This window comes from Streptomyces sp. TAA486, assembly GCF_000426165.1.
The window spans coordinates 44,445-66,100 of sequence record NZ_AUEV01000001.1 but is presented as its reverse complement, the minus strand read 5'-3'; the positions used below and the strand labels follow the sequence as shown (position 1 = coordinate 66,100).

Sequence of the window (21,656 nt, the reverse complement as noted above, 5' to 3'; positions counted from 1 at the left end):
GTCAGTTCTCCTTGAACGGGAAGCCGAGGTGACGGAGAAGGGCGCGCCCTTCGTCGTCGTTGGTCGCCGTGGTGACCACGGTGATGTCCATGCCCCGGACCCGGTCGATCTTGTCCTGGTCGATCTCGTGGAACATGACCTGCTCCGTGAGACCGAAGGTGTAGTTGCCCCGCCCGTCGAACTGCTTCTGCGACAGGCCGCGGAAGTCGCGGATGCGCGGCAGTGCGAGGGACAGCAGGCGGTCCAGGAACTCCCACATCCGGTCGCCGCGCAGCGTCACGTGCGCGCCGATCGGCATGCCCTCACGCAGCTTGAACTGCGCGATGGACTTGCGGGCCTTGGTCACCGCCGGCTTCTGGCCGGTGATCGTGGTGAGGTCCCGGATGGCACCGTCCATCAACTTGGAGTCGCGGGCGGCGTCGCCCACACCCATGTTGACCACGATCTTGGTGAGACCGGGCACCTGCATGACGTTTTCGTACTTGAACTCGTCGTGCAGCTTGGCCTTGATCTCGGAGCGGTAGCGCTGCTTGAGGCGCGGTGCTTCAGTGGTGGCAGTCATCAGATGTCCTCACCGGTCCGCTTGGCAACGCGGATCTTGTTGCCGTCGTCATCGAAGCGGTATCCGACACGGGTGACGACCTTCTTGCCGTCCTTCTCCACCACGAGCTGCACGTTGCTCACGTGGACCGGAGCCTCGGTCGTCACGATCCCGCCCGTCTTCGAACCACGAGCGGTCTGGCCGGCCTTGGTGTGCTTCTTGACCCGGTTGACACCCTCGACCAGGACGCGGTCCTCGCGGGGGTAGGCCACGATGACCTTGCCCTGCTTGCCCTTGTCCTTGCCGGTGATGACCTGGACCAGGTCACCCTTCTTGATCTTCATCGTCACAGCACCTCCGGCGCGAGCGAGATGATCTTCATGAACTTCTTCTCGCGCAGTTCCCGGCCCACGGGGCCGAAGATGCGGGTGCCGCGGGGGTCGCCGTCGTTCTTGAGGATGACCGCGGCGTTCTCGTCGAAGCGGATGTACGAGCCGTCGGGCCGGCGGCGCTCCTTGACGGTGCGCACGATGACGGCCTTGACGATGTCGCCCTTCTTCACGTTCCCGCCCGGGATCGCGTCCTTGACGGTAGCGACGATGACGTCACCGACGCCCGCGTAGCGCCGACCCGAGCCGCCGAGCACACGGATGGTGAGAATTTCCTTCGCACCCGTGTTGTCGGCGACGCGCAGCCGGGACTCCTGCTGGATCACGTCTATCTCCTGATCGTCTGCCGGTTCCCGGCAGGGTCACACCCGCGCGGGGCGTGCCCTGCCGAGCCTGGCGGAACTGTCCTGGGGGTCCCCAGGCTGATTGCCAAGCCAATTCCGTTCCGGAACTGCTTACTTCGCCTTCTCAAGGACCTCGACGACGCGCCAGCGCTTGGTCGCGGACAGCGGCCGCGTCTCCATGAGGAGTACGCGGTCGCCGACCCCGGCGGCGTTCTGCTCGTCGTGCGCCTTGAGCTTGTTGGTACGGCGGATGACCTTGCCGTACAGCGCGTGCTTGACGCGGTCCTCGACGGCGACGACGACGGTCTTGTCCATCTTGTCGCTGACGACCAGACCTTCACGGGTCTTACGGAAACCGCGCTCCTGCTTCGTCTCAGTCACATTCGTCTCGCTCATCAGGCGCTCTCCACCGTCTCGATGCCCAGCTCACGCTCACGCATCAGGGTGTAGATCCGGGCGATGTCCTTGCGGACGGCCTTCAGCCGACCGTGGTTCTCCAACTGCCCGGTCGCCGCCTGGAAGCGGAGGTTGAACAGCTCTTCCTTGGACTCGCGAAGCTTTCCGAGAAGCTCCTCGTCGCCCAGCTCACGCAGCTCGGAGGCCTTCGTCCCGGCCGCCATCACGACTCACCTGCCTCGCGCCGAACGATCCGGCACTTCATCGGAAGCTTGTGGGCGGCGCGGGTGAGCGCCTCCTTGGCAATCTTCTCGTTCGGGTAGGACAGCTCGAACATCACGCGCCCCGGCTTGACGTTCGCGACCCACCACTCCGGAGAACCCTTACCGGAACCCATGCGGGTCTCGGCGGGCTTCTTCGTCAGCGGGCGGTCCGGGTAGATGTTGATCCAGACCTTGCCGCCACGCTTGATGTGACGCGTCATGGAGATACGAGCTGCCTCGATCTGCCTGTTCGTCACGTACGCCGCGGTGACGGCCTGGATGCCGTACTCACCGAACGAGACTTCGGTGCCACCCTTGGCCATGCCCGTGCGCTTCGGGTGGTGCTGCTTACGGTGCTTGACCCTGCGCGGGATAAGCATGGCGTCAGCCCTCCTTCCCGGCAGCGCCGGGCTCTGCTGCCGCAGCGGCGGGAGTCACGCTCTCGGCCTTGGGAGCCTCGGCGGAACCGCTCTGCTGCTGCGGCTTGCGGCCGCGGCCTCCGCGCTCGCCACCACGACGGGGGCGGTCGCTGCCACCACCACCGCGCGACGGGCGGTTGCCCGCACGGGCGGCGGCGTTCTCGGCGCGGACCTCGGCGATGTTCTTGACGTCACCCTTGTAGATCCAGACCTTCACGCCGATGCGGCCGAAGGTGGTCCTGGCCTCGAAGAAGCCGTAGTCGACGTTCGCGCGGAGCGTGTGCAGGGGCACGCGGCCCTCGCGGTAGAACTCCGAGCGGGACATCTCGGCGCCGCCGAGGCGGCCACCGCACTGGATCTTGATGCCCTTCGCGCCGGCCTTCATCGTCGTCTGCATGCTCTTGCGCATCGCACGACGGAAGGAGACGCGGGAGGACAGCTGCTCGGCGACGGCCTGGGCCACCAGCTGCGCATCCGTCTCGGGGTTCTTGACCTCGAGGATGTTGAACTGGATCTGCTTGCCGGTCAGCTTCTCCAGGTTGCCCCGGAGCCTGTCGGCCTCGGCGCCGCGGCGGCCGATGACGATGCCGGGACGTGCGGTGTGCACGTCGACACGTACGCGGTCACGGGTGCGCTCGATCTCCACCTTGGAGATGCCGGCCCGCTCCATGCCCTGCGTGAGCATCTTGCGGATCGCGACATCTTCCTTGATGTAGTCCTTGTAGAGCTTGTCGGCGTACCAGCGCGACTTGAAGTCGGTGGTGATGCCGAGGCGGAACCCGTGCGGGTTTACCTTCTGGCCCATTACCGGGTTCCTTCCTTGCTGCTCACGACCACGGTGATGTGGCTCGTCCGCTTGCGGATCCGGTAGGCGCGGCCCTGGGCGCGCGGACGGAAACGCTTCAGGGTCGGGCCCTCGTCGACGTACGCCTCGGAGATGACGAGGCTGTCGGCGTCGGTGTGGTCATAGTTGTGTGCGGCGTTGGCGATGGCGCTGTCGAGCACCTTACCCACCGGCACGCTCGCGGCCTGCGGTGCGAAGCGCAGGACCGCCTGAGCCTCCGTGGCAGGCAAGCCACGGACAAGGTCCACCACCCGGCGGGCCTTCATGGGCGTGACGCGCACGTAGCGCGCTGAGGCCCTGGCTTCCATGGTTGTCCCTTCGGTGTCAGTCATAGGTCTTCACACCCCGCCATCAGCGACGACGCGACTTGCGGTCGTCTTTGACGTGGCCGCGGAAGGTGCGGGTCGGCGCGAACTCGCCGAGCTTGTGGCCGACCATCGACTCGGTGACGAACACCGGGACGTGCTTGCGGCCGTCGTGCACCGCGATCGTGTGGCCGAGCATGGCCGGGACGATCATCGAGCGGCGGGACCAGGTCTTGATGACGTTCTTGGAGCCTGCCTCGTTCTGTGCGTCCACCTTCTTGGTCAGGTGGTCGTCGACGAAGGGCCCCTTCTTGAGACTGCGCGGCATCTGATCCGCCTCCTAGCGCTTCTTGTTCGTCTTGCGGCGGCGGACGATGTACTTGTTGCTGGCCTTCTTCGGCGAGCGCGTACGCCCCTCCTTCTGGCCCCACGGCGAAACCGGGTGGCGGCCACCGGAGGTACGACCCTCACCACCACCGTGCGGGTGGTCGATCGGGTTCATGACCACACCGCGGACGGTCGGGCGGACGCCCTTCCAGCGCATACGGCCGGCCTTGCCCCAGTTGATGTTCGACTGCTCGGCGTTGCCGACCTCGCCGACGGTGGCGCGGCAGCGGACGTCGACCAGGCGGATCTCGCCGGACGGCATGCGCAGGTGGGCCATGCGGCCCTCCTTCGCCAGCAGCTGCACGGACGCACCGGCGGACCGGGCGAACTTCGCGCCGCCGCCGGGCCGCAGCTCGATGGCGTGGATCGTCGTACCGACCGGGATGTTGCGCAGCGCCAGGTTGTTGCCCGGCTTGATGTCGGCCCCGGGACCGTTCTCCACGCGGCTGCCCTGCGACAGGCCGGCCGGGGCGAGGATGTAGCGCTTCTCGCCGTCGGCGTAGTGCAGCAGCGCGATGCGCGCGGTGCGGTTCGGGTCGTACTCGATGTGCGCGACCTTGGCGGGCACGCCGTCCTTGTCGTGACGACGGAAGTCGATCACTCGGTAGGCGCGCTTGTGGCCACCGCCCTGGTGGCGAGCGGTCACACGACCGGCGTTGTTACGGCCGCCCTTGCTGTGCAGGGGGCGGACCAGTGACTTCTCCGGCGTGGACCGCGTGACCTCGACGAAGTCGGCGACACTGGCGCCACGACGGCCCGGAGTCGTCGGCTTGTACTTGCGGATACCCATTTCTCAGTCCTCGTCCGATATCGGACGGTCCTGTCTCCGTCAGGAGACCGGGCCGCCGAAGATGTCGATGCGGTCGCCCTCGACCAGGGTCACGATGGCGCGCTTGGTGTCGGCGCGCCGGCCGTAACCGGTGCGGGTGCGCTTGCGCTTGCCCTGCCGGTTGAGCGTGTTGACCCCGCTGACCTTGACCGAGAAGACCGTCTCGACGGCCTGCTTGATCTGGGTCTTGTTGGCGCGCGGGTCGACGATGAAGGTGTACTTGTTCTCGTCCAGCAGCGCGTAGCTCTTCTCCGAGACCACGGGCTTGATCAAGATGTCACGGGGGTCCGTGAACGTCTTGCTGGTGGCGGCTGTTGCCTCACTCATCAGGCCTTGCTCCCTTCGGCCTCGGTCGCGTCGGCCTTCTGCGGGCCGGCCACGAAGGTCTCGAAGGCGGCCTTGGTGAAGACCACGTCGTCGGAGACCAGCACGTCGTACGTGTTCAGCTGACCCGGCTCCAGAAGGTGCACCTGGGGCAGGTTGCGAGCCGACAGCCAGGCGTGCTCGTCGCTGCGCTCGGCGATCAGGAGCACGTGCTTGCGCTCGCTGACCTTGCCCAGCAGCGTCTTCGCGGCCTTCGTCGAGACCTCGTTCTCGACGACGCCGGAAACGACGTGCACACGGCCGTGGCGGGCGCGGTCCGAGAGGGCACCGCGCAGAGCGGCGGCCTTCATCTTCTTCGGCGTCCGCTGCGAGTAGTCACGCGGCACGGGACCGTGCACGACGCCACCGCCCGCGAACTGCGGAGCGCGGGTCGAGCCCTGGCGGGCGCGGCCGGTGCCCTTCTGGCGGTACGGCTTCTTGCCACCGCCGCGGACCTCGCCGCGCGTCTTGGTCTTGTGCGTGCCCTGTCGGGCAGCGGCCAGCTGGGCGACGACGACCTGGTGGATCAGCGGAACGCTGACCTTCGCGTCGAAGATCTCCGAGGGGAGCTCGACGGTGCCGTCCTTCTTGCCAGCCGGCGAAAGGATGTCAACGGTAGTCATGGTTTAACCTCAGGCCCCCTTGGCCGCGGTGCGGACCAGGACGAGGCCGCCGTTCGGACCCGGGACCGCGCCCTTGATGAGCAGCAGGCCCTTCTCCGCGTCAACGGCATGGACGGTCAGGTTCTGGGTGGTGACCCGCTCGTTGCCCATGCGGCCGGGCATGCGCGTGCCCTTGAAGACACGGCCGGGCGTGGCGCAGCCGCCGATGGCACCGGGCTTGCGGTGGATGCGGTGCGCACCGTGCGAGGCCTTGCCGCCGCGGAAGCCGTGGCGCTTCATGCCGCCGGCGAAGCCCTTGCCCTTGGACTTGCCCGTCACGTCCACCTTGCCGCCGGCCTCGAAGGTGTCGGCGTTGAGCTCCTGGCCGGGCGTGTACTCACCGGCGTCGGAGGTACGCAGCTCGACGAGGTGACGACGGGGAGTGACGTCCGCCTTGGCGAAGTGGCCCTTGAGGGGCTTGTTCACCTTGCGCGGGTCGATCTCGCCGAAGGCGATCTGAACGGCTTCGTAGCCGTCCTTGTCTGCTGTGCGGACCTGGGTCACGACATTGGGCCCGGCCTTGACGACGGTCACGGGAACGACGCGGTTCTTGTCGTCCCAGACCTGGGTCATGCCGAGCTTCTCGCCCAGGACACCCTTGATCTGCTTAGCCATCTTCCCGCACCCCTCAGAGCTTGATCTCGATGTCGACGCCGGCCGGAAGGTCCAGGCGCATCAGCGAGTCAACGGTCTTGGGCGTCGGGTCGAGGATGTCGATCAGCCGCTTGTGGGTGCGCATCTCGAAGTGCTCCCGCGCGTCCTTGTACTTGTGCGGCGACTTGATGACGCAGTACACGTTCTTCTCTGTGGGCAGCGGCACCGGGCCTGCGACCGACGCTCCAGTGCGGGTCACCGTCTCGACGATCTTCTTCGCCGAGTTGTCGATGACCTCGTGGTCGTAGGCCTTGAGCCGGATGCGGATCTTCTGTCCCGCCATGGCTACTTCGTAGTCCTGTCTCTCGTAAACGCTCTGGAACCCATGGGTGCCGTCCTCCTCGACTTTCCGACCCACGCGGTCGGGCGTGTCGCATCCCTTCCCGCAATGAACCGCGGAGGTTTCTCTCGAGAGAAAGGATTGGGGGTACGGACCCACCGGGCGCCTGGCTGGAAGCCCCTCCTGCACTTCCCGGAAGATTCCCGTACTTCCGCCTCTGACGAGAGGCGACGAATACTCTGGGACTCGCTTCCAGTCCTCCCGGCGGGAGGCGCACAGCATCGGCACTCAACCGAGCAACCTGGACAGTGTGCCATATGGCGTTTGGCGCACGCCAATCGGGATGATTGCCTGCCGCTTCGGGCTCGGGGCGCTCATCTGCCCGGCAGGCTGCCCGCCCGGGGACATCCTCAATCGTGCGCTGAATTCAGCACTTCGAGTGCCCGGTCGATGTGCTCGCACGTGTTGAAGAGGTGGGGCGAGAACCGGATGTTGCCCTCACGCACCGCGACGTGCACATTCGCGGCCGTCAGCGCCGCGGCAGCACCCTCCGCCGAGCCCCGGCTCCTGGCGAGCACCACGAGGTTGGACCGCTCCCCCGGCGCGTGCGGGCCGACGACCTCGTAGAGATCGCGGTCCACGCCGTCCAGAAGCCGCTGCACCAGTCGCTGCCCTTGGGCGTGGATGCCCTGCACGCCGAGCCCGCCGAGCAGCTCGACGGAGCTCGTCCAGGCCGCGGTGTCGAGGAAGTCGGCCGGGCAGAAGACGTCCAGGGCGCGGACGCCCACGTCCTCGATCGTGTACGTACGCATGTGCTCCAGCCCGCGTCCGCGCTGCTGGGCGAGCCAGTACACCCTGCGGGGGTCGAGCAGCTCGGTCAGGGCGGGATCGAGCCACGCGAAGCCGGTGCCGTACGGGCCGCACATCCACTTGTAGCCGCACGAGACGAGCGCGTCGACGGGGGTGCCTGCGACGTCGATCGGCCGGGCACCGACCGCCTGCGAACCGTTCACCACGAGCAGCGTTCCCGCCGCGTGGCAGATCTCGCCCAGCGCACGCAGATCGGCGGCGGCACCGGTGAAGGAGTCGACCCAGGTGACCGCCATGACGCGGGTCCGCGCCGTGAGGGCCTGCCGCGCCTGCTCGGGATCGAGCCTCCCGTTCGGGCCGCGTCGTACGAACCGGACGCTCACTCCGCGCTGCCGCTGCGCCAGCCAGGGCAGCACGGTGGCCGGATAGTCCCCCTCGACGCAGAGCACCTCGTCCCCGTCCCGCCACGGGAGTCCGTACGCGACGAGGTTCAGCCCGTGGGACGTGCTGTCACCCAGAACGATCTCGTCGGGACGTCCTCCGACGAACTCCGCGAGCAGCGCCCGCAGCTTCTCCGGGCGCTCGGTGAACGCTGCGTCGGGGATGAGATGCGGGGTCGCCTTCTCCCGTGCCGCCTCGGCTGCCGCGTGCACGGCGGCTTCCGGCATCGGACCCTGGTGCGCGGTGTTGAGCCAGACATGACCGCCCTGGTCGCTGAAGTGCCGTGCGTAGTCGGGCTGTTGAGCGGCCAGGCCGGTCTCGTCGGGTGCAACTGCCGTAGCCGGGTCGTCCACCACCACGCCCTCCTCAACCGTCGGCGGCGACGGAGACGACGCAGTCCTCGCCCCGGCACACGGCGTGCTCGCAGAGCCGGCAGATCCGGCGGGCCGATGTCCGGTCGCCGGGAAGGTGCGGGAGGACGGCCCGAAGAGCGCGCTCCAGGCTTCTGGTCTCCTCCGGCGAGAGCCGTCCGACGATGCCCTCCAGCGCTTCCCGTCGCGCCCGCAGCATCCGGCGGCCCAAGTCCTCGCCGGCCTCGGTCAGCCGGAGCCCGCGGGTACGGCCGTCGGGGCCCGGCCCGCGCAGCAGCAGCCCCGAGTCGACGAGGCGTCCCACGACCCGCACGCAGCCCGAGTGCGTCATGGCGAGGGTCGCGGCCAGGTCCGAGACGGACTGGCCGGGCCGTGCCCGCACGGTCAGCACCGCGGCCACGGCCGCCGGGTCGAGCCCGGATTCCTCCCGGAGCGAGTGGTCCAGCAGGTCTCCGAGGCCGACGGCCAGGGCGCCGAGCCAGTTAGCCGTCAGTTCCTTCGTCGGTGCCATCGAAGAAGTGTGACACAGACACATGTTTCCCGCATACGTGTGCGCACGGCCGGGGTCGGACCAGGACGGGGGCGGTCGCGGAGCGCCCCGGCGTCGTCTAGACGGGATCGGCGGTCCGGAAGGTGCGCCTGTACGCGAGCGGCGAGACTCCGATGGCCGCCTGCAGGTGCTGCCGGAGCGAGGCCGCCGTCGCGAAGCCCACCCGGGAGGCCACCTGGTCCACGGACAGTTCGCTGCTCTCCAGCAGATGGCGCGCCCTGACCACGCGCTGCTGGATGATCCAACGGCCGGGGCTCATCCCCACCTCGCCGCGGAACCGGCGGGCGAAGGTGCGGCCACTCATCCTCGCGTGCCCCGCCAGGTCGGTCACCGTCAGCGGCAGATGCAGTCGCTCAAGTGCCCACTGCCTGGTCGCGGACGTGCCCGCGGCGGGGGCGTCCGGAACGGGATGCTCGATGTACTGCGCCTGGCCTCCGTCCCTCCAGGGCGGGACCACGCAGCAGCGCGCCACGCTGTTCGCCAGTTCGGCGCCGTGGTCCTTGCGCACGACGTGCAGGCACACGTCCATGCCGGAGGCGGCACCGGCCGAGGTCAGCACGTCGCCGTCGTCGATGAACAGCACATCCGCGTCCAGCGCCACGGCTGGGAAGAGACGCCGGAAGTCATCGGCCAGCGCCCAGTGCGTGGCTGCCGGACGGCCGTCGAGCCGGCCGGCCGCGGCCAGCACGAAGGCCCCGGTGCAGATGGACACGGTACGGGCGCCCGGCGGGATGAGATCGAGCGCTCGAGCGACCGGCTCCGACAGCGGAGCCGTGGCCTGCGACATGTCGAAGGGAGGGATCACCACCGTGTCGGCCGTCCTCAGCACCTCCGGGCCGTGTCCGACGACGATGCCGAAGTCGGAGTCGCTGCGCACCGGGCGCCCGTCGACGCTGCAGGTGATCACCGCGTAGTGACCGCCCGCGGAGCCGAACACCCGGTTGGGGATACCGAGTTCGAAGGGATAGACGCCGTCCAGGGCCAGAACCACGACGCGATGCATGGCATGATCCTATCGGATGCTGGCAATCCTGCCATTGCCGGTGGCAGCCGAAGACGACAGCCTTTAGGCATGAGACAAACCGAAACATCCGGCACCATGCGTGCGATCAGCCAGGACGAGCTGGGCGATCCCGGGGTGCTGAAGGAAGTCGAGCTGGAGCGGCCTGAGCCGGGGCCGGGCCAGGTCCTCGTCAGAGTCCGCGCCGCCGGGCTCAACCCGACGGACTGGAAGCACCGGCGGCTGCGCCTCTTCCTCGGCGATCCCCCGTACGTCCTGGGCTGGGACGTCTCCGGCGTGGTGGAGGCCACCGGGCTCGGCGTCACCTTGCACGAACCCGGCGACGAGGTCTTCGGGATGCTGCCGTATCCGCACGGGGCGGGCTCCCACGCCGAGTACGTCACCACACCGGCGCGGGCCGTCTTCCGCAAGCCCGCCGGGCTGTCACACGTGCAGGCCGGCGCCCTGCCTCTCGCGGCACTGACAGCCTGGCAGGCGCTGGTCGACACTGCGGGGCTCCGCTCGGGCCAGCGCGTGCTGATCCATGCCGCGGCCGGCGGCGTCGGCCACCTGGCCGTGCAGATCGCCAAGGCCAAAGGCGCCCACGTGACGGGCACAGCCAGCTCGGGCAAGCACGAGATGCTCCGCGAACTCGGCGCGGACGAGCTGATCGACTACCGGGAGACGGACTTCGCGGAGGCGGCTCGCGACATGGACGTCGTCCTCGACACCATCGGCAGCGACGACTACCGCAACCGCTCCCTGCGGACCCTCCGCCCGGGCGGCACCCTCGTCTCGATCATCCTGCGGGAACAAGAGGCGTTGGCCGAGGAGGCGAGGAAGCTCGGCGTCCACGGCACGGTCATGCTCGTCGAGGCCGACCAGGCCGGCATGGGCGCCGTGGCGGCACTTGCCGCGGAGGGCAAGCTGAAGGCGGTCATCGCCGGAACGTTCCCGCTCGCGGACGCGGCCAAGGCCCACGAGCTGGGTGAGACCGGACGCACCACCGGAAAGCTGGTGCTGGAGGTCGACTGAGCCGACGGCTGCGGCACCGGCGCGGTCCGGCGCCGCGGCCGTCGCAATCCGGTCCGCGCCCTCGCCGGCACCCGGGTCAACTGGCCATCGACGTGGCGGACGCGTGCGGACCGCGGACGGTCTCGCCACCGGGCACGGGCTCGCCGGCGTCGGTACCCGTACCGACGATGCGGTTGTCCGCGTCCACATGGACGACGGCGGGCCGCAGCCGCCGGGCCTCAGCGTCGTCGACCTGCGCATAGCTGATCAGGATGACCAGGTCACCGGGGTGGACGAGGTGGGCGGCGGCTCCGTTGATACCGATGACGCCCGAGCCGCGCTCGCCCTCGATGACGTACGTCTCCAGACGCGACCCGTTGGTGATGTCGACGATGTGGACCAGCTCGCCCGGCAGCAGATCGGCGGCTTTCATCAGTTCGGCGTCGACCGTGACGGACCCCACGTAGTGCAGATCGGCCTCGGTCACGGTGGCACGGTGGATCTTCGACTTGAACATGGTGCGCAGCATGCGTCGCTCCTGAGGGAAGAAGGTCGCGCCCTCGCGAAGAGGTGCGCGCCGACCCGGCCATCGTAGGCGACCGCACGAGGAGACCCGCAGGACGGGCACAGGCAGCGCGGTCCCACGGAGCGGCCCACGTCGTGGCCTCGTGGCTCACGACGCGGGCCGCCGCACGCTTGCGGTCGATCAGCCCTGCTTGACGGCCGAGATCTCGAACTCGAGCGTCACCTTGTCGCTCACGAGGAATCCGCCCGTCTCCAGGGCGGCGTTCCAACTCACGCCGAAGTCCTGGCGGTTGATCGTGGTGCTGCCCTCGAGACCGATCCGGCTGTTGCCGAACGGGTCGGTGGCCTGGCCCTCGTACGTGAACGGGACGGTCACCGGACGGGTCACGCCCTTGATGGTGAGGTCGCCGGTGACCTCGAACGTGTCGTCGCCGTTCTGCCGGACCCCCGTGGACCGGAAGGTGATCTCCGGGTGCTCGTCCATCTTCAGGAAGTCGTTGCTCCGCAGATGGGCGTCGCGGTCCGCGTTGCGGGTGTCGATGCTCTCGGCCTTGATGACCAGCTCCACCGACGACTGCTCGGGCTTCTCACCGTCGACACGGGCGGTGCCGGTGAAGTCGTTGAAGGCTCCCCGGACCTTGGTCACCATCGCATGACGTGCGACGAAACCGATGCGGGTGTGGGTCGGGTCGAGGGCGTACTCCCCGGTCAGCGTGGCGTAGTCGTTGGCAGTGGTCATTGCGTTCCTCCAAGGGTCACGATGCTTACGCCAGCACCAACCTTGTTGAAGGATTAACTATTCCTGCCGGAGCTCTGCCTCCACTCCCCGATGCCGGACCTCCCCGTCACAGCACGGAGGGCCCGCACGACCGGAGTCGTACGGGCCCTCCCCCGACTTCAGCAGCCGGGTAACGCTCAAGGCGTCGAGGTCACTTGACGATCTTCGTGACCTGACCGGCGCCCACGGTACGGCCACCCTCACGGATGGCGAACTTGAGGCCCTCTTCCATGGCGACGGGCTGGATGAGCGAAACGCTCATCTCGGTGTTGTCGCCCGGCATGACCATCTCGGTGCCCTCGGGGAGGGTCACGACGCCGGTCACGTCGGTGGTGCGGAAGTAGAACTGCGGACGGTAGTTGTTGAAGAACGGGGTGTGCCGACCGCCCTCGTCCTTCGACAGGATGTAGGCCTGACCCTCGAACTCCGTGTGCGGGGTGACCGAGCCCGGCTTGATGATGACCTGGCCGCGCTCGACGTCCTCGCGCTTGATGCCGCGGAGGAGCAGACCGACGTTCTCACCGGCCTGGCCCTCGTCGAGGAGCTTGCGGAACATCTCGATGCCGGTGACGGTCGTCGAGGTCTTGGTCTCCTTGATGCCGATGATGTCGACATTCTCGTTGACCTTGAGCACACCGCGCTCGATACGGCCGGTGACGACCGTGCCGCGGCCGGTGATCGTGAAGACGTCCTCGATCGGCATCAGGAACGGCTTCTCGACGTCACGCTCCGGCTGCGGGATCGCACCGTCGACGGCGTCCATGAGCTTGGCGACCGAGTCGGCCCACTCCGCGTCGCCCTCGAGGGCCTTGAGCGCGGAGACCTTGACGACCGGTACGTCGTCACCCGGGAACTCGTACTCCGAGAGAAGCTCACGGACCTCGAGCTCGACGAGCTCCATGATCTCCTCGTCGTCCACCATGTCCGCCTTGTTGAGGGCGACCACGATGTACGGAACGCCGACCTGGCGGGCCAGGAGCACGTGCTCCTTGGTCTGCGGCATCGGGCCGTCGGTGGCGGCGACCACGAGGATGGCGCCGTCCATCTGCGCCGCACCGGTGATCATGTTCTTGATGTAGTCCGCGTGCCCGGGGCAGTCCACGTGAGCGTAGTGACGGTTCTCCGTCTGGTACTCGACGTGCGCAATGGAGATCGTGATTCCGCGCTGGCGCTCTTCGGGCGCCTTGTCGATGTTCTCGAACGCGGAAGCCTCGTTCAGGTCCGGGTACTTGTCGTGCAGCACCTTGGTGATCGCCGCGGTAAGAGTCGTCTTACCGTGGTCGATGTGACCGATGGTGCCGATATTGACGTGCGGCTTAGTCCGCTCGAACTTCGCCTTCGCCACTGGGGTCCTCCTGTGGACTGGTGCTGTACACCCTCCACATTCTGCGGAGGGGTTCAGATGGTCGTTATGAACCGGTCAGGACCCCGAGGGGGATGCCCTTGACCAGTTCGCTTGGGGGGCTGGCGGACGGGGACCCCGGCACAGCCGACGGACGAGCCGAACGGTCTGTACCGAAGTGCCCCGAATGCCTTTGCTCCAGCCTAAGGGGTGAGGAACGGTGAGTTACTCGCCCTTGGCCTTCGCGATGATCTCCTCGGCGACGCTCCGCGGAACCTCGGCGTAGGAGTCGAACTGCATGGAGTAGTTGGCACGGCCGGAGGTCTTGCTGCGCAAGTCCCCGACGTAGCCGAACATCTCCGACAGCGGGACCAGGCCGGTGATGAGCTTGGCGCCACTCCTGTCGTCCATGGACTGAACCTGGCCACGACGGGAGTTGATGTCGCCGATCACATCGCCCATGTACTCCTCGGGCGTGGTGACTTCGACCTTCATCATCGGCTCCAGCAGTGCCGGGCTCGCCTTCCGCGCGGCCTCCTTGAACGCCATGGAACCGGCGATCTTGAAGGCCATCTCCGAGGAGTCGACGTCGTGGAAGGCACCGTCGAGCAGCGTCACGCGGACGCCGGTCAGCGGGTAACCCGCCAGCACACCGAACTCCATGGCCTCCTGGCAGCCGGCGTCCACGGACGGGATGTACTCCCGCGGGATGCGGCCACCGGTGACCTGGTTGACGAACTCGTAGCCGTCACCCTCGAGCGGCTCGACAGCGATCTGCACCTTCGCGAACTGACCGGAACCACCGGTCTGCTTCTTGTGGGTGTAGTCCACCTTGTCGACCGTCTTGCGGAGCGACTCGCGGTACGCAACCTGCGGCTTACCGACGTTGGCCTCGACCTTGAACTCGCGCTTCATGCGGTCGACCAGCACATCAAGGTGCAGCTCGCCCATGCCCGCGATGATCGTCTGGCCGGTTTCCTCGTCGGTCTTGACCTGGAAGGACGGGTCCTCCTCGGCCAGACGCTGGATCGCGACGCCCAACTTCTCCTGGTCGCCCTTGGACTTCGGCTCGATCGCGACCTCGATCACGGGAGCCGGGAACTCCATCGACTCCAGGATCACCGGGTTGCTCGCGTCGCAGAGGGTCTCACCGGTGGTGGTCTGCTTGAGACCCATGACGGCGACGATGTCGCCGGCACCCACCGACTCGATCTCCTCACGCTTGTTCGCGTGCATCCGGTAGATCTTGCCGATGCGCTCCTTCTTGCCCTTCACCGAGTTCATCACCTGCGAGCCGGTTTCCAGCTTGCCGGAGTAGACCCGGATGAAGGTGAGCTTGCCCAGGTGCGGGTCGCTCGCGATCTTGAATGCGAGCGCCGACATGGGCTCCTGCTCCGACGGCTTCCGCGTCAGGACCTCTTCGGGGTTCTTGACGGAGTGGCCCTCGATCGCCTCGACGTCCAGGGGGGACGGGAGGTAGCGGGCGATGGCGTCGAGCAGGGGCTGAACGCCCTTGTTCTTGAACGCCGTTCCGCAGAAGACGGGGGTCACGGTCGTGGTGCCCTCGGCGCCGGTGGAGGCGAGGGTGATGCGGCGGATCGCCGCGTAGAGCTGGTCCTCGGTGGGCTCCTGGCCCTCGAGGTACAGCTCCATCATCTCCTCGTCGTTCTCCGCGACGGCCTCGAGCAGATTGCCGCGCCACTCGTCGGCGGCCTCGGCGTGCGTGGCCGGGATGTCGACGGTGTCGTACATCTCGCCCATCTTCGCCTCGGGCGACCAGACCAGCGCCTTCATGGTGACGAGGTCGACGACGCCCTTGAAGTCCGCCTCGGTGCCGATCGGGATCTGCATGACCAGCGGTACCGCGCCGAGGCGGTCCACGATCATGTCGACGCAGCGGTGGAACTCCGCGCCGGTGCGGTCCAGCTTGTTGACGAAGCAGATGCGCGGCACGCCGTAGCGGTCCGCCTGACGCCAGACAGTCTCGGACTGCGGCTCGACGCCGGCCACACCGTCGAACACCGTCACGGCACCGTCGAGCACACGCAGCGCACGCTCCACCTCGACGGTGAAGTCGACGTGGCCGGGAGTGTCGATGATGTTGATGGTGTAGTCGACGTCGTTGAGCGGCCAATGAGTGGTGGTCGCGGCAGACGTGATCGTGATGCCGCGCTCCTGCTCCTGGGCCATCCAGTCCATCGTGGCAGCGCCGTCGTGGACCTCACCGATCTTGTAGCTGCGACCGGTGTAGAACAGGATCCGCTCGGTGGTCGTCGTCTTGCCCGCGTCGATATGGGCCATGATCCCGATGTTCCGGACCTTGGCCAGGTCAAGTGAAGTGGTAGCCATAAGGCTTCAGTCTTCTCTCGGTCTCGATGGGGTCTGCGACTACCAGCGGTAGTGCGCGAAGGCCTTGTTGGACTCGGCCATCTTGTGGGTGTCCTCACGCTTCTTCACGGCGGCGCCGAGCCCGTTGGAGGCATCGAGCAGCTCGTTCAGCAGACGCTCGGTCATGGTCTTCTCGCGGCGGGCGCGGGAGTAACCCACGATCCAGCGCAGCGCGAGAGTGGAGGAGCGGCCGGGGCGGACCTCGACCGGAACCTGGTACGTGGCGCCACCGACGCGCCGCGAGCGGACCTCGAGGGTCGGCTTGACGTTCTCCAGCGCGCGCTTGAGGGTGATGACCGGGTCGTTGCCGGTCTTCTCCCGCAGACCCTCCATGGCGCCGTAGACGATGCGCTCCGCAGTGGAGCGCTTGCCGTTCAGCAGCACCTTGTTGATGAGGGAGGTCACCAGAGGAGAACCGTAGACCGGGTCGATGATGACCGGGCGCTTCGGGGCGGGGCCCTTACGAGGCATGCTTACTTCTCCTTCTTGGCGCCGTAGCGGCTGCGAGCCTGCTTGCGGTTCTTGACGCCCTGCGTGTCGAGGGAGCCGCGGATGATCTTGTAGCGAACACCCGGCAGGTCCTTCACACGGCCGCCGCGCACGAGCACGATGGAGTGCTCCTGCAGGTTGTGGCCCTCACCCGGAATGTAGGCCGTGACCTCGATCCCGCTGGTCAGACGCACACGCGCGACCTTACGCAGGGCCGAGTTCGGCTTCTTCGGGGTGGTGGTGAAGACACGCGTGCAGACGCCGCGACGCTGAGGGGAACCCTCGAGTGCGGGCGTCTTGTTCTTCTCGACCTTGTCCTGCCGGCCTTTACGGACCAGCTGCTGGATCGTAGGCACAATTTCTCCGGTTTCTGTGTGCCGTCTCGGTAAAGCTAACCTGGGCCACTCTCCCGACCCACGAGGTCGGGCGTGTCGAAGACTGCAGAGTCCCGCGCGAAGGCGAAGGGCCCCTCAGGTGAGAAGCATGCAGATCCGGTGCCACCGTCCGCACGTCCCGAGCGTCTGATCGCTTACGAGAGCGCAGGGGGCACCCCAGGCACAAGGTCAGAGCGTACCTATCGCGTCGTCCCCGGTCAAAACAAGCCTCCACGCGGCACACGGGCCCCCGTAGCCCCAGGTCGGCGGCCCGTCAGAACAACGTGACAGGAAGGCCGCTCAGCTCGACGCCGTGGCGACGAGCGCCGTCAGACCGCTGAGCACAAGGAAGATCCAACTGAGAATCAGTCCGGTCGTCGCCGAGCCCTCGCCGCGCTCTCCCGTACGGCGGATCTCGTTGCGCGCCTTGTGCCCCAGGATCACACCGGGAGCCGCTCCGATCCAGAACAGATATGGGGCGTGGAGCCCCCACAGCAGCGGTGCGGTGATGAGGGAGAGGACAGGGGCCGCGATGCCGCAGACGAGCGCCGCAGCCGCCGTGCTGTTGTGCCGGCGGGGAACCGCGTACGGCACGATGTGCTGCGGCTGGAAGGGCATCAACTGGCCATGTGCGACGGAGCGTTGAAAGGTCGGAGGGACGGCGCTGGGCCCGTTGGGCACATCGCTCGTCAGCTGCTGGAGCTCCTCCACCGTTCGGGCCGCGAGAGCCCGCCCCACTCGGTAGTCGTACTCGTCCTTGGTCAGCCGGCCCTCCGCGTAGGCGGCCTTCAGTACGTCTCCCGCCCGGTCCCGGTCGGCGTTGCCAGCGAGCATCCGCACCACCCCCTTTGATTCATCATGCACAGAGGGCGACCGTCCCGGTAGGGACGGCCGCCCTCTGTAGCAGAGCTATGACCTCGGGTCAGGCGTTGTACGGACCGTAGTCGTAGTCCTCCAGCGGGACCGCCTGGCCGGAGCCGGTGCCGAACGGCGAGTAGTCGATGTCGTCGTAACCGACGGCCGAGTACATCGCGGCCTTGGCCTCCTCGGTGGGCTCCACCCGGATGTTGCGGTAGCGGGACAGGCCCGTACCGGCCGGGATGAGCTTACCGATGATGACGTTCTCCTTGAGGCCGATCAGGGAGTCGGACTTGGCGTTGATCGCCGCGTCCGTGAGGACCCTGGTCGTCTCCTGGAAGGACGCCGCCGACAGCCACGACTCGGTCGCCAGCGAAGCCTTGGTGATACCCATCAGCTGCGGACGGCCGGAGGCCGGGTGGCCGCCTTCCGCCACGACGCGACGGTTCTCACCCTCGAACTTCGTACGCTCCACGAGCTCGCCCGGCAGCAGCTCCGCGTCACCGGACTCGATGATCGTCACACGGCGCAGCATCTGCCGGATGATGATCTCGATGTGCTTGTCGTGGATCGACACACCCTGCGAGTTGTAGACCTTCTGGACCTCGCCGACCAGGTGCACCTGGACCGCACGCTGGCCGAGAATGCGCAGCACGTCGTGCGGGTTGGTGGCACCCACGGTCACCGCCTGGCCGACGGTGACATGGTCGCCCTCGCCCACCAGCAGCCTGGCGCGCTTCGAGACGGGGTACGAGGTCTCGTCCGAGCCGTCGTCCGGGGTGACGACGACCTTCTTGGTCTTCTCCGTCTCCTCGATACGGACCCGGCCGGCCGACTCGGAGATCGGCGCGACGCCCTTGGGCGTACGGGCCTCGAACAGCTCGACCACACGCGGCAGACCCTGCGTGATGTCGTCACCAGCCACACCACCGGTGTGGAAGGTACGCATCGTCAGCTGGGTGCCGGGCTCACCGATCGACTGGGCCGCGATGATGCCGACGGCCTCGCCGATGTCGACCAGCTTGCCGGTGGCCAGCGAACGCCCGTAGCACATGGCGCAGGTGCCGACCGCCGACTCACAGGTGAGGACGGAGCGGGTCTTGACCGTCTCGACGCCGTACCGCACCAGCTCGTCGATGAGCACGTCGCCCAGGTCGGTGCCGGCCGGGGCCAGCACCTTGCCGTCGACGACGATGTCCTCGGCGAGGCAGCGCGCGTACACGCTCGTCTCGACGTCCGCCGCCTTGCGCAGCACCTCGTCCGCACCCTTGGCCGCGATCTCCAGCTTGAGGCCGCGGTCGGTGCCGCAGTCCTCCTCGCGGATGATCACGTCCTGCGAGACGTCGACGAGACGACGCGTCAGGTAGCCGGAGTCGGCGGTACGCAGAGCGGTGTCCGCGAGACCCTTACGGGCACCGTGCGTGGAGATGAAGTACTCCAGCACGGAGAGACCCTCACGGAACGACGCCTTGATCGGCCGCGGGATGGTCTCGTTCTTGGCGTTGGACACCAGACCGCGCATACCGGCGATCTGACGCATCTGCATCATGTTCCCTCGGGCACCCGAGTCGACCATCATGAAGATCGGGTTCGTCTTCGGGAAGTTGTCGCTCATCGCCTCGGAGACCTCGTTGGTCGCCTTGGTCCAGATCGCGATGAGCTCCTGCGTGCGCTCGTCCTTGGTGATCAGGCCGCGCTCGTACTGCTTCTGGACCTTCTCGTCCTGAGCCTCGTAACCGGCGATGATCTCCGGCTTGGCGTCGGGCACGACGACGTCCGAGATGGCGATGGTGACGCCGGAACGGGTCGCCCAGAAGTAACCGGCCGACTTCAGGTTGTCCAGCGCCGCCGCCACGGTGACCTTCGGGTAGCGCTCGGCCAGGTCGTTGACGATCTGGGAGAGCTCCTTCTTGCCGACCGAGTACTCGACGTACGGGTACTCCTCGGGCAGCAGCTCGTTGAAGAGCGCACGGCCCAGCGTCGTACGCAGCCGGAAGCCGTCGCCGGGCTGCCACTCGGGCTCACCCTGCTCGGGCAGCGGCGGCGTCCAGTCCGCCGGCGGTACGGAACCGATCGGGAAGCGGACGTCGATCTCCGCCTGGAGCGAGAGCTCCCCGGCGTCGAAGGCCATGATCGCTTCGGCGGTCGAGTTGAACGACCTGCCGTCGCCGATGGTCTCGCGCTGCTCCTCGGTGGTGGTGAGGAAGAACAGCCCGAGCACCATGTCCTGCGTCGGCATGGTCACCGGCCGGCCGTCGGCCGGCTTGAGGATGTTGTTCGAGGACAGCATCAGGATGCGGGCCTCGGCCTGCGCCTCCGCGGACAGCGGCAGGTGCACGGCCATCTGGTCACCGTCGAAGTCCGCGTTGAACGCGGTGCACACGAGCGGGTGGATCTGAATGGCCTTGCCCTCGACCAGCTGCGGCTCGAAGGCCTGGATGCCGAGGCGGTGCAGCGTCGGCGCACGGTTCAGCAGAACCGGGTGCTCGGCGATGACCTCTTCCAGCACGTCGTAGACGACCGTGCGGCCGCGCTCGACCATGCGCTTCGCCGACTTGATGTTCTGCGCGTGGTTCAGGTCCACCAGGCGCTTCATCACGAACGGCTTGAACAGCTCCAGCGCCATCGCCTTCGGCAGACCGCACTGGTGCAGCTTGAGCTGCGGGCCGACGACGATCACGGAACGGGCCGAGTAGTCGACGCGCTTGCCGAGCAGGTTCTGGCGGAACCGGCCCTGCTTGCCCTTGAGCATGTCGGACAGCGACTTCAGCGGACGGTTGCCGGGACCCGTGACGGGGCGGCCGCGGCGGCCGTTGTCGAAGAGCGCGTCGACGGCCTCCTGCAGCATCCGCTTCTCGTTGTTCACGATGATCTCGGGGGCACCGAGGTCCAGAAGCCGCTTGAGGCGGTTGTTGCGGTTGATGACGCGGCGGTAGAGGTCGTTCAGGTCGGAGGTCGCGAAGCGGCCACCGTCCAGCTGCACCATCGGACGCAGGTCCGGCGGGATCACCGGCACGCAGTCCAGCACCATGCCCTTGGGGCTGTTGCTGGTCTGCAGGAACGCGGAGACGACCTTGAGGCGCTTGAGCGCACGGGTCTTCTTCTGGCCCTTGCCGGTACGGATGATCTCGCGGAGCCGCTCCGCCTCCTCGTCCAGGTCGAAGGTCTCCAGGCGCTTCTGCAGGGCAGCAGCACCCATGGAGCCGTCGAAGTAGGTCCCGAAGCGGTCGCGCAGCTCGCGGTAGAGCAGCTCGTCGCCCTCCAGGTCCTGGACCTTGAGGTTCTTGAAGCGGGACCACACCTCGTCGAGACGGTCGATCTCACGCTGCGCGCGGTCGCGGAGCTGCTTCATCTCGCGCTCTGCGCCCTCGCGCACCTTGCGCCGGACGTCCGCCTTGGCACCCTCGGCCTCGAGTTCGGCCAGGTCGGACTCCTGCTTCTTGGCGCGTGCCTCCAGGTCGGCGTCGCGGCGCTGCTCGATCTGCTGGCGCTCGACACCGACGTGCGCCTCCAGGGACGGCAGGTCGCGCGTGCGGCGCTCCTCGTCGACGTACGTGATCATGTACGCCGCGAAGTAGATGACCTTCTCCAGGTCCTTCGGAGCGAGGTCCAGCAGGTAGCCCAGGCGCGACGGAACGCCCTTGAAGTACCAGATGTGGGTGACGGGTGCGGCCAGTTCGATGTGGCCCATCCGCTCACGGCGCACCTTGGCGCGGGTCACCTCGACGCCGCAGCGCTCACAGATGATGCCCTTGAAGCGGACGCGCTTGTACTTGCCGCAGTAGCACTCCCAGTCCCGCGTCGGACCGAAGATCTTCTCGCAGAAGAGTCCGTCCTTCTCGGGCTTGAGGGTGCGGTAGTTGATGGTCTCGGGCTTCTTGACCTCACCGTGCGACCACTGACGGATGTCGTCAGCGGTGGCGAGGCCGATCCGCAGTTCGTCGAAGAAGTTGACGTCGAGCACTCTCGTCAATCCCTCTCAGGGTTGTGTCGATGAATGGTCTGAGCGGGGTTTGGAGGGGTCGCCTCCAGGCCCCCAG

General features: G+C 67.4%; 26 protein-coding genes. 1 reads left to right on the top strand and 25 read right to left on the bottom strand.

What is annotated here, in order from left to right:
- Position 1 precedes the first annotated feature (1 nt).
- From rplE to I004_RS0100280, 17 genes are all read right to left on the bottom strand, one after another.
- On the bottom strand, positions 2–562 hold the full coding sequence (gene rplE, locus I004_RS0100360; protein ID WP_028433870.1) for a 50S ribosomal protein L5: 561 nt from the start codon (positions 560–562) through the stop codon (positions 2–4).
- Positions 562–885: a 50S ribosomal protein L24 gene (gene rplX, locus I004_RS0100355; RefSeq protein WP_028433869.1), complete on the bottom strand. Its 324-nt coding sequence runs from the start codon at positions 883–885 to the stop codon at positions 562–564. The genes rplE and rplX overlap by 1 nt, the downstream gene beginning before the upstream one ends.
- A gap of 2 nt (positions 886–887) precedes the next feature.
- A complete protein-coding gene (gene rplN, locus I004_RS0100350; RefSeq protein ID WP_027738919.1) occupies positions 888–1,256 on the bottom strand; it encodes a 50S ribosomal protein L14 in 369 nt (122 codons plus the stop codon).
- Positions 1,257–1,385: 129 nt separating this feature from the next.
- Positions 1,386–1,670, bottom strand: a complete 285-nt coding sequence (gene rpsQ, locus I004_RS0100345) for a 30S ribosomal protein S17 (protein ID WP_028433868.1) — start codon at positions 1,668–1,670, stop codon at positions 1,386–1,388.
- Positions 1,670–1,894 (bottom strand): 50S ribosomal protein L29, encoded by a 225-nt coding sequence (gene rpmC, locus I004_RS0100340; protein ID WP_028433254.1) that lies wholly within the window; start codon positions 1,892–1,894, stop codon positions 1,670–1,672. Before rpmC ends, rpsQ begins: the two co-directional genes overlap by 1 nt.
- Entirely contained in the window at positions 1,894–2,313 is a 420-nt protein-coding gene (gene rplP / locus I004_RS0100335; RefSeq protein WP_028433867.1) for a 50S ribosomal protein L16, read from the bottom strand. Before rplP ends, rpmC begins: the two co-directional genes overlap by 1 nt.
- Positions 2,314–2,317: 4 nt before the next feature.
- Positions 2,318–3,157, bottom strand: a complete 840-nt coding sequence (rpsC, locus tag I004_RS0100330) for a 30S ribosomal protein S3 (protein WP_028433866.1) — start codon at positions 3,155–3,157, stop codon at positions 2,318–2,320.
- Positions 3,157–3,504 carry a 50S ribosomal protein L22 gene (gene rplV / locus I004_RS0100325; RefSeq protein WP_028433865.1) on the bottom strand — a complete coding sequence of 116 codons (348 nt, stop codon included), beginning with the start codon at positions 3,502–3,504 and terminating at the stop codon, positions 3,157–3,159. Before rplV ends, rpsC begins: the two co-directional genes overlap by 1 nt.
- Positions 3,505–3,547: 43 nt before the next feature.
- A complete protein-coding gene (gene rpsS, locus I004_RS0100320) occupies positions 3,548–3,829 on the bottom strand; it encodes a 30S ribosomal protein S19 (protein ID WP_028433864.1) in 282 nt (93 codons plus the stop codon).
- Positions 3,830–3,841: 12 nt separating this feature from the next.
- Positions 3,842–4,678: a 50S ribosomal protein L2 gene (rplB, locus tag I004_RS0100315; RefSeq protein ID WP_028433863.1), complete on the bottom strand. Its 837-nt coding sequence runs from the start codon at positions 4,676–4,678 to the stop codon at positions 3,842–3,844.
- 39 nt (positions 4,679–4,717) lie between these two features.
- Positions 4,718–5,044, bottom strand: coding sequence for a 50S ribosomal protein L23 (rplW, locus tag I004_RS0100310; protein WP_028433862.1), 327 nt, complete (start codon positions 5,042–5,044; stop codon positions 4,718–4,720).
- Entirely contained in the window at positions 5,044–5,703 is a 660-nt protein-coding gene (rplD, locus tag I004_RS0100305) for a 50S ribosomal protein L4 (protein ID WP_028433861.1), read from the bottom strand. The genes rplW and rplD overlap by 1 nt, the downstream gene beginning before the upstream one ends.
- Positions 5,704–5,712: 9 nt before the next feature.
- Positions 5,713–6,357 (bottom strand): 50S ribosomal protein L3, encoded by a 645-nt coding sequence (gene rplC / locus I004_RS0100300; protein ID WP_028433860.1) that lies wholly within the window; start codon positions 6,355–6,357, stop codon positions 5,713–5,715.
- 13 nt (positions 6,358–6,370) lie between these two features.
- Positions 6,371–6,679, bottom strand: a complete 309-nt coding sequence (gene rpsJ / locus I004_RS0100295) for a 30S ribosomal protein S10 (RefSeq protein ID WP_016909683.1) — start codon at positions 6,677–6,679, stop codon at positions 6,371–6,373.
- A 407-nt stretch (positions 6,680–7,086) separates the two neighbouring features.
- Complete coding sequence (locus I004_RS31270) at positions 7,087–8,280, bottom strand: aminotransferase class V-fold PLP-dependent enzyme (RefSeq protein ID WP_158676970.1); 1,194 nt, start codon at positions 8,278–8,280, stop codon at positions 7,087–7,089.
- A gap of 13 nt (positions 8,281–8,293) precedes the next feature.
- On the bottom strand, positions 8,294–8,809 hold the full coding sequence (locus I004_RS37310) for a MarR family winged helix-turn-helix transcriptional regulator (RefSeq protein ID WP_051344548.1): 516 nt from the start codon (positions 8,807–8,809) through the stop codon (positions 8,294–8,296).
- Between the two features lie 97 nt (positions 8,810–8,906).
- The gene (locus tag I004_RS0100280; RefSeq protein WP_028433859.1) at positions 8,907–9,851 is read right to left on the bottom strand and encodes a helix-turn-helix domain-containing protein; all 945 of its coding nucleotides are present in this window, start codon (positions 9,849–9,851) and stop codon (positions 8,907–8,909) included.
- 69 nt (positions 9,852–9,920) lie between these two features.
- Between I004_RS0100280 and I004_RS0100275 the strand changes: the two genes are divergently transcribed.
- Positions 9,921–10,883: an NADP-dependent oxidoreductase gene (locus I004_RS0100275; RefSeq protein ID WP_037974500.1), complete on the top strand. Its 963-nt coding sequence runs from the start codon at positions 9,921–9,923 to the stop codon at positions 10,881–10,883.
- A 76-nt stretch (positions 10,884–10,959) separates the two neighbouring features.
- Here the strand turns inward: I004_RS0100275 and panD are convergent, their stop codons facing one another.
- The 8 genes from panD to I004_RS0100235 all read right to left on the bottom strand — a co-directional run bounded on the left by panD (position 10,960) and on the right by I004_RS0100235 (position 21,580).
- Positions 10,960–11,391 (bottom strand): aspartate 1-decarboxylase, encoded by a 432-nt coding sequence (panD, locus tag I004_RS0100270; RefSeq protein ID WP_028433857.1) that lies wholly within the window; start codon positions 11,389–11,391, stop codon positions 10,960–10,962.
- 177 nt (positions 11,392–11,568) lie between these two features.
- Positions 11,569–12,126 carry a YceI family protein gene (locus I004_RS0100265; protein WP_028433856.1) on the bottom strand — a complete coding sequence of 186 codons (558 nt, stop codon included), beginning with the start codon at positions 12,124–12,126 and terminating at the stop codon, positions 11,569–11,571.
- Between the two features lie 190 nt (positions 12,127–12,316).
- The gene (tuf, locus tag I004_RS0100260) at positions 12,317–13,510 is read right to left on the bottom strand and encodes an elongation factor Tu (RefSeq protein ID WP_028433855.1); all 1,194 of its coding nucleotides are present in this window, start codon (positions 13,508–13,510) and stop codon (positions 12,317–12,319) included.
- Between the two features lie 222 nt (positions 13,511–13,732).
- On the bottom strand, positions 13,733–15,856 hold the full coding sequence (gene fusA, locus I004_RS0100255; RefSeq protein WP_028433854.1) for an elongation factor G: 2,124 nt from the start codon (positions 15,854–15,856) through the stop codon (positions 13,733–13,735).
- Positions 15,857–15,895: 39 nt separating this feature from the next.
- Entirely contained in the window at positions 15,896–16,366 is a 471-nt protein-coding gene (rpsG, locus tag I004_RS0100250) for a 30S ribosomal protein S7 (protein WP_028433241.1), read from the bottom strand.
- A gap of 2 nt (positions 16,367–16,368) precedes the next feature.
- The gene (gene rpsL, locus I004_RS0100245) at positions 16,369–16,740 is read right to left on the bottom strand and encodes a 30S ribosomal protein S12 (RefSeq protein WP_003948652.1); all 372 of its coding nucleotides are present in this window, start codon (positions 16,738–16,740) and stop codon (positions 16,369–16,371) included.
- Positions 16,741–17,058: 318 nt separating this feature from the next.
- Complete coding sequence (locus I004_RS0100240) at positions 17,059–17,592, bottom strand: DUF1707 and DUF4190 domain-containing protein (RefSeq protein WP_028433853.1); 534 nt, start codon at positions 17,590–17,592, stop codon at positions 17,059–17,061.
- Positions 17,593–17,680: 88 nt separating this feature from the next.
- The gene (locus tag I004_RS0100235) at positions 17,681–21,580 is read right to left on the bottom strand and encodes a DNA-directed RNA polymerase subunit beta' (RefSeq protein ID WP_028433852.1); all 3,900 of its coding nucleotides are present in this window, start codon (positions 21,578–21,580) and stop codon (positions 17,681–17,683) included.
- Between the last annotated feature and the right edge of the window lie 76 nt (positions 21,581–21,656).

Excerpts from the sequence above, each read along its gene's own strand:
- rplD (WP_028433861.1), bottom strand. The coding sequence starts at position 5,703 with ATGACTACCGTTGACATCCTTTCGCCGGCTGGCAAGAAGGACGGCACC.
- rpsG (WP_028433241.1), bottom strand. The coding sequence starts at position 16,366 with ATGCCTCGTAAGGGCCCCGCCCCGAAGCGCCCGGTCATCATCGACCCG.
- I004_RS0100280 (WP_028433859.1), bottom strand. The coding sequence starts at position 9,851 with ATGCATCGCGTCGTGGTTCTGGCCCTGGACGGCGTCTATCCCTTCGAA.
- I004_RS37310 (WP_051344548.1), bottom strand. The coding sequence starts at position 8,809 with ATGGCACCGACGAAGGAACTGACGGCTAACTGGCTCGGCGCCCTGGCC.
- rplX (WP_028433869.1), bottom strand. The coding sequence starts at position 885 with ATGAAGATCAAGAAGGGTGACCTGGTCCAGGTCATCACCGGCAAGGAC.
- I004_RS0100275 (WP_037974500.1), top strand. The coding sequence starts at position 9,921 with ATGAGACAAACCGAAACATCCGGCACCATGCGTGCGATCAGCCAGGAC.
- rplC (WP_028433860.1), bottom strand. The coding sequence starts at position 6,357 with ATGGCTAAGCAGATCAAGGGTGTCCTGGGCGAGAAGCTCGGCATGACC.
- rpsS (WP_028433864.1), bottom strand. The coding sequence starts at position 3,829 with ATGCCGCGCAGTCTCAAGAAGGGGCCCTTCGTCGACGACCACCTGACC.
- rpsC (WP_028433866.1), bottom strand. The coding sequence starts at position 3,157 with ATGGGCCAGAAGGTAAACCCGCACGGGTTCCGCCTCGGCATCACCACC.
- rplV (WP_028433865.1), bottom strand. The coding sequence starts at position 3,504 with ATGGAAGCCAGGGCCTCAGCGCGCTACGTGCGCGTCACGCCCATGAAG.
- panD (WP_028433857.1), bottom strand. The coding sequence starts at position 11,391 with ATGCTGCGCACCATGTTCAAGTCGAAGATCCACCGTGCCACCGTGACC.
- I004_RS0100240 (WP_028433853.1), bottom strand. The coding sequence starts at position 17,592 with ATGCTCGCTGGCAACGCCGACCGGGACCGGGCGGGAGACGTACTGAAG.
- I004_RS0100265 (WP_028433856.1), bottom strand. The coding sequence starts at position 12,126 with ATGACCACTGCCAACGACTACGCCACGCTGACCGGGGAGTACGCCCTC.
- rplB (WP_028433863.1), bottom strand. The coding sequence starts at position 4,678 with ATGGGTATCCGCAAGTACAAGCCGACGACTCCGGGCCGTCGTGGCGCC.
- rplP (WP_028433867.1), bottom strand. The coding sequence starts at position 2,313 with ATGCTTATCCCGCGCAGGGTCAAGCACCGTAAGCAGCACCACCCGAAG.
- fusA (WP_028433854.1), bottom strand. The coding sequence starts at position 15,856 with ATGGCTACCACTTCACTTGACCTGGCCAAGGTCCGGAACATCGGGATC.
- rpsQ (WP_028433868.1), bottom strand. The coding sequence starts at position 1,670 with ATGAGCGAGACGAATGTGACTGAGACGAAGCAGGAGCGCGGTTTCCGT.
- rplW (WP_028433862.1), bottom strand. The coding sequence starts at position 5,044 with ATGAGTGAGGCAACAGCCGCCACCAGCAAGACGTTCACGGACCCCCGT.
- rpmC (WP_028433254.1), bottom strand. The coding sequence starts at position 1,894 with ATGGCGGCCGGGACGAAGGCCTCCGAGCTGCGTGAGCTGGGCGACGAG.
- rpsJ (WP_016909683.1), bottom strand. The coding sequence starts at position 6,679 with ATGGCGGGACAGAAGATCCGCATCCGGCTCAAGGCCTACGACCACGAG.
- rplE (WP_028433870.1), bottom strand. The coding sequence starts at position 562 with ATGACTGCCACCACTGAAGCACCGCGCCTCAAGCAGCGCTACCGCTCC.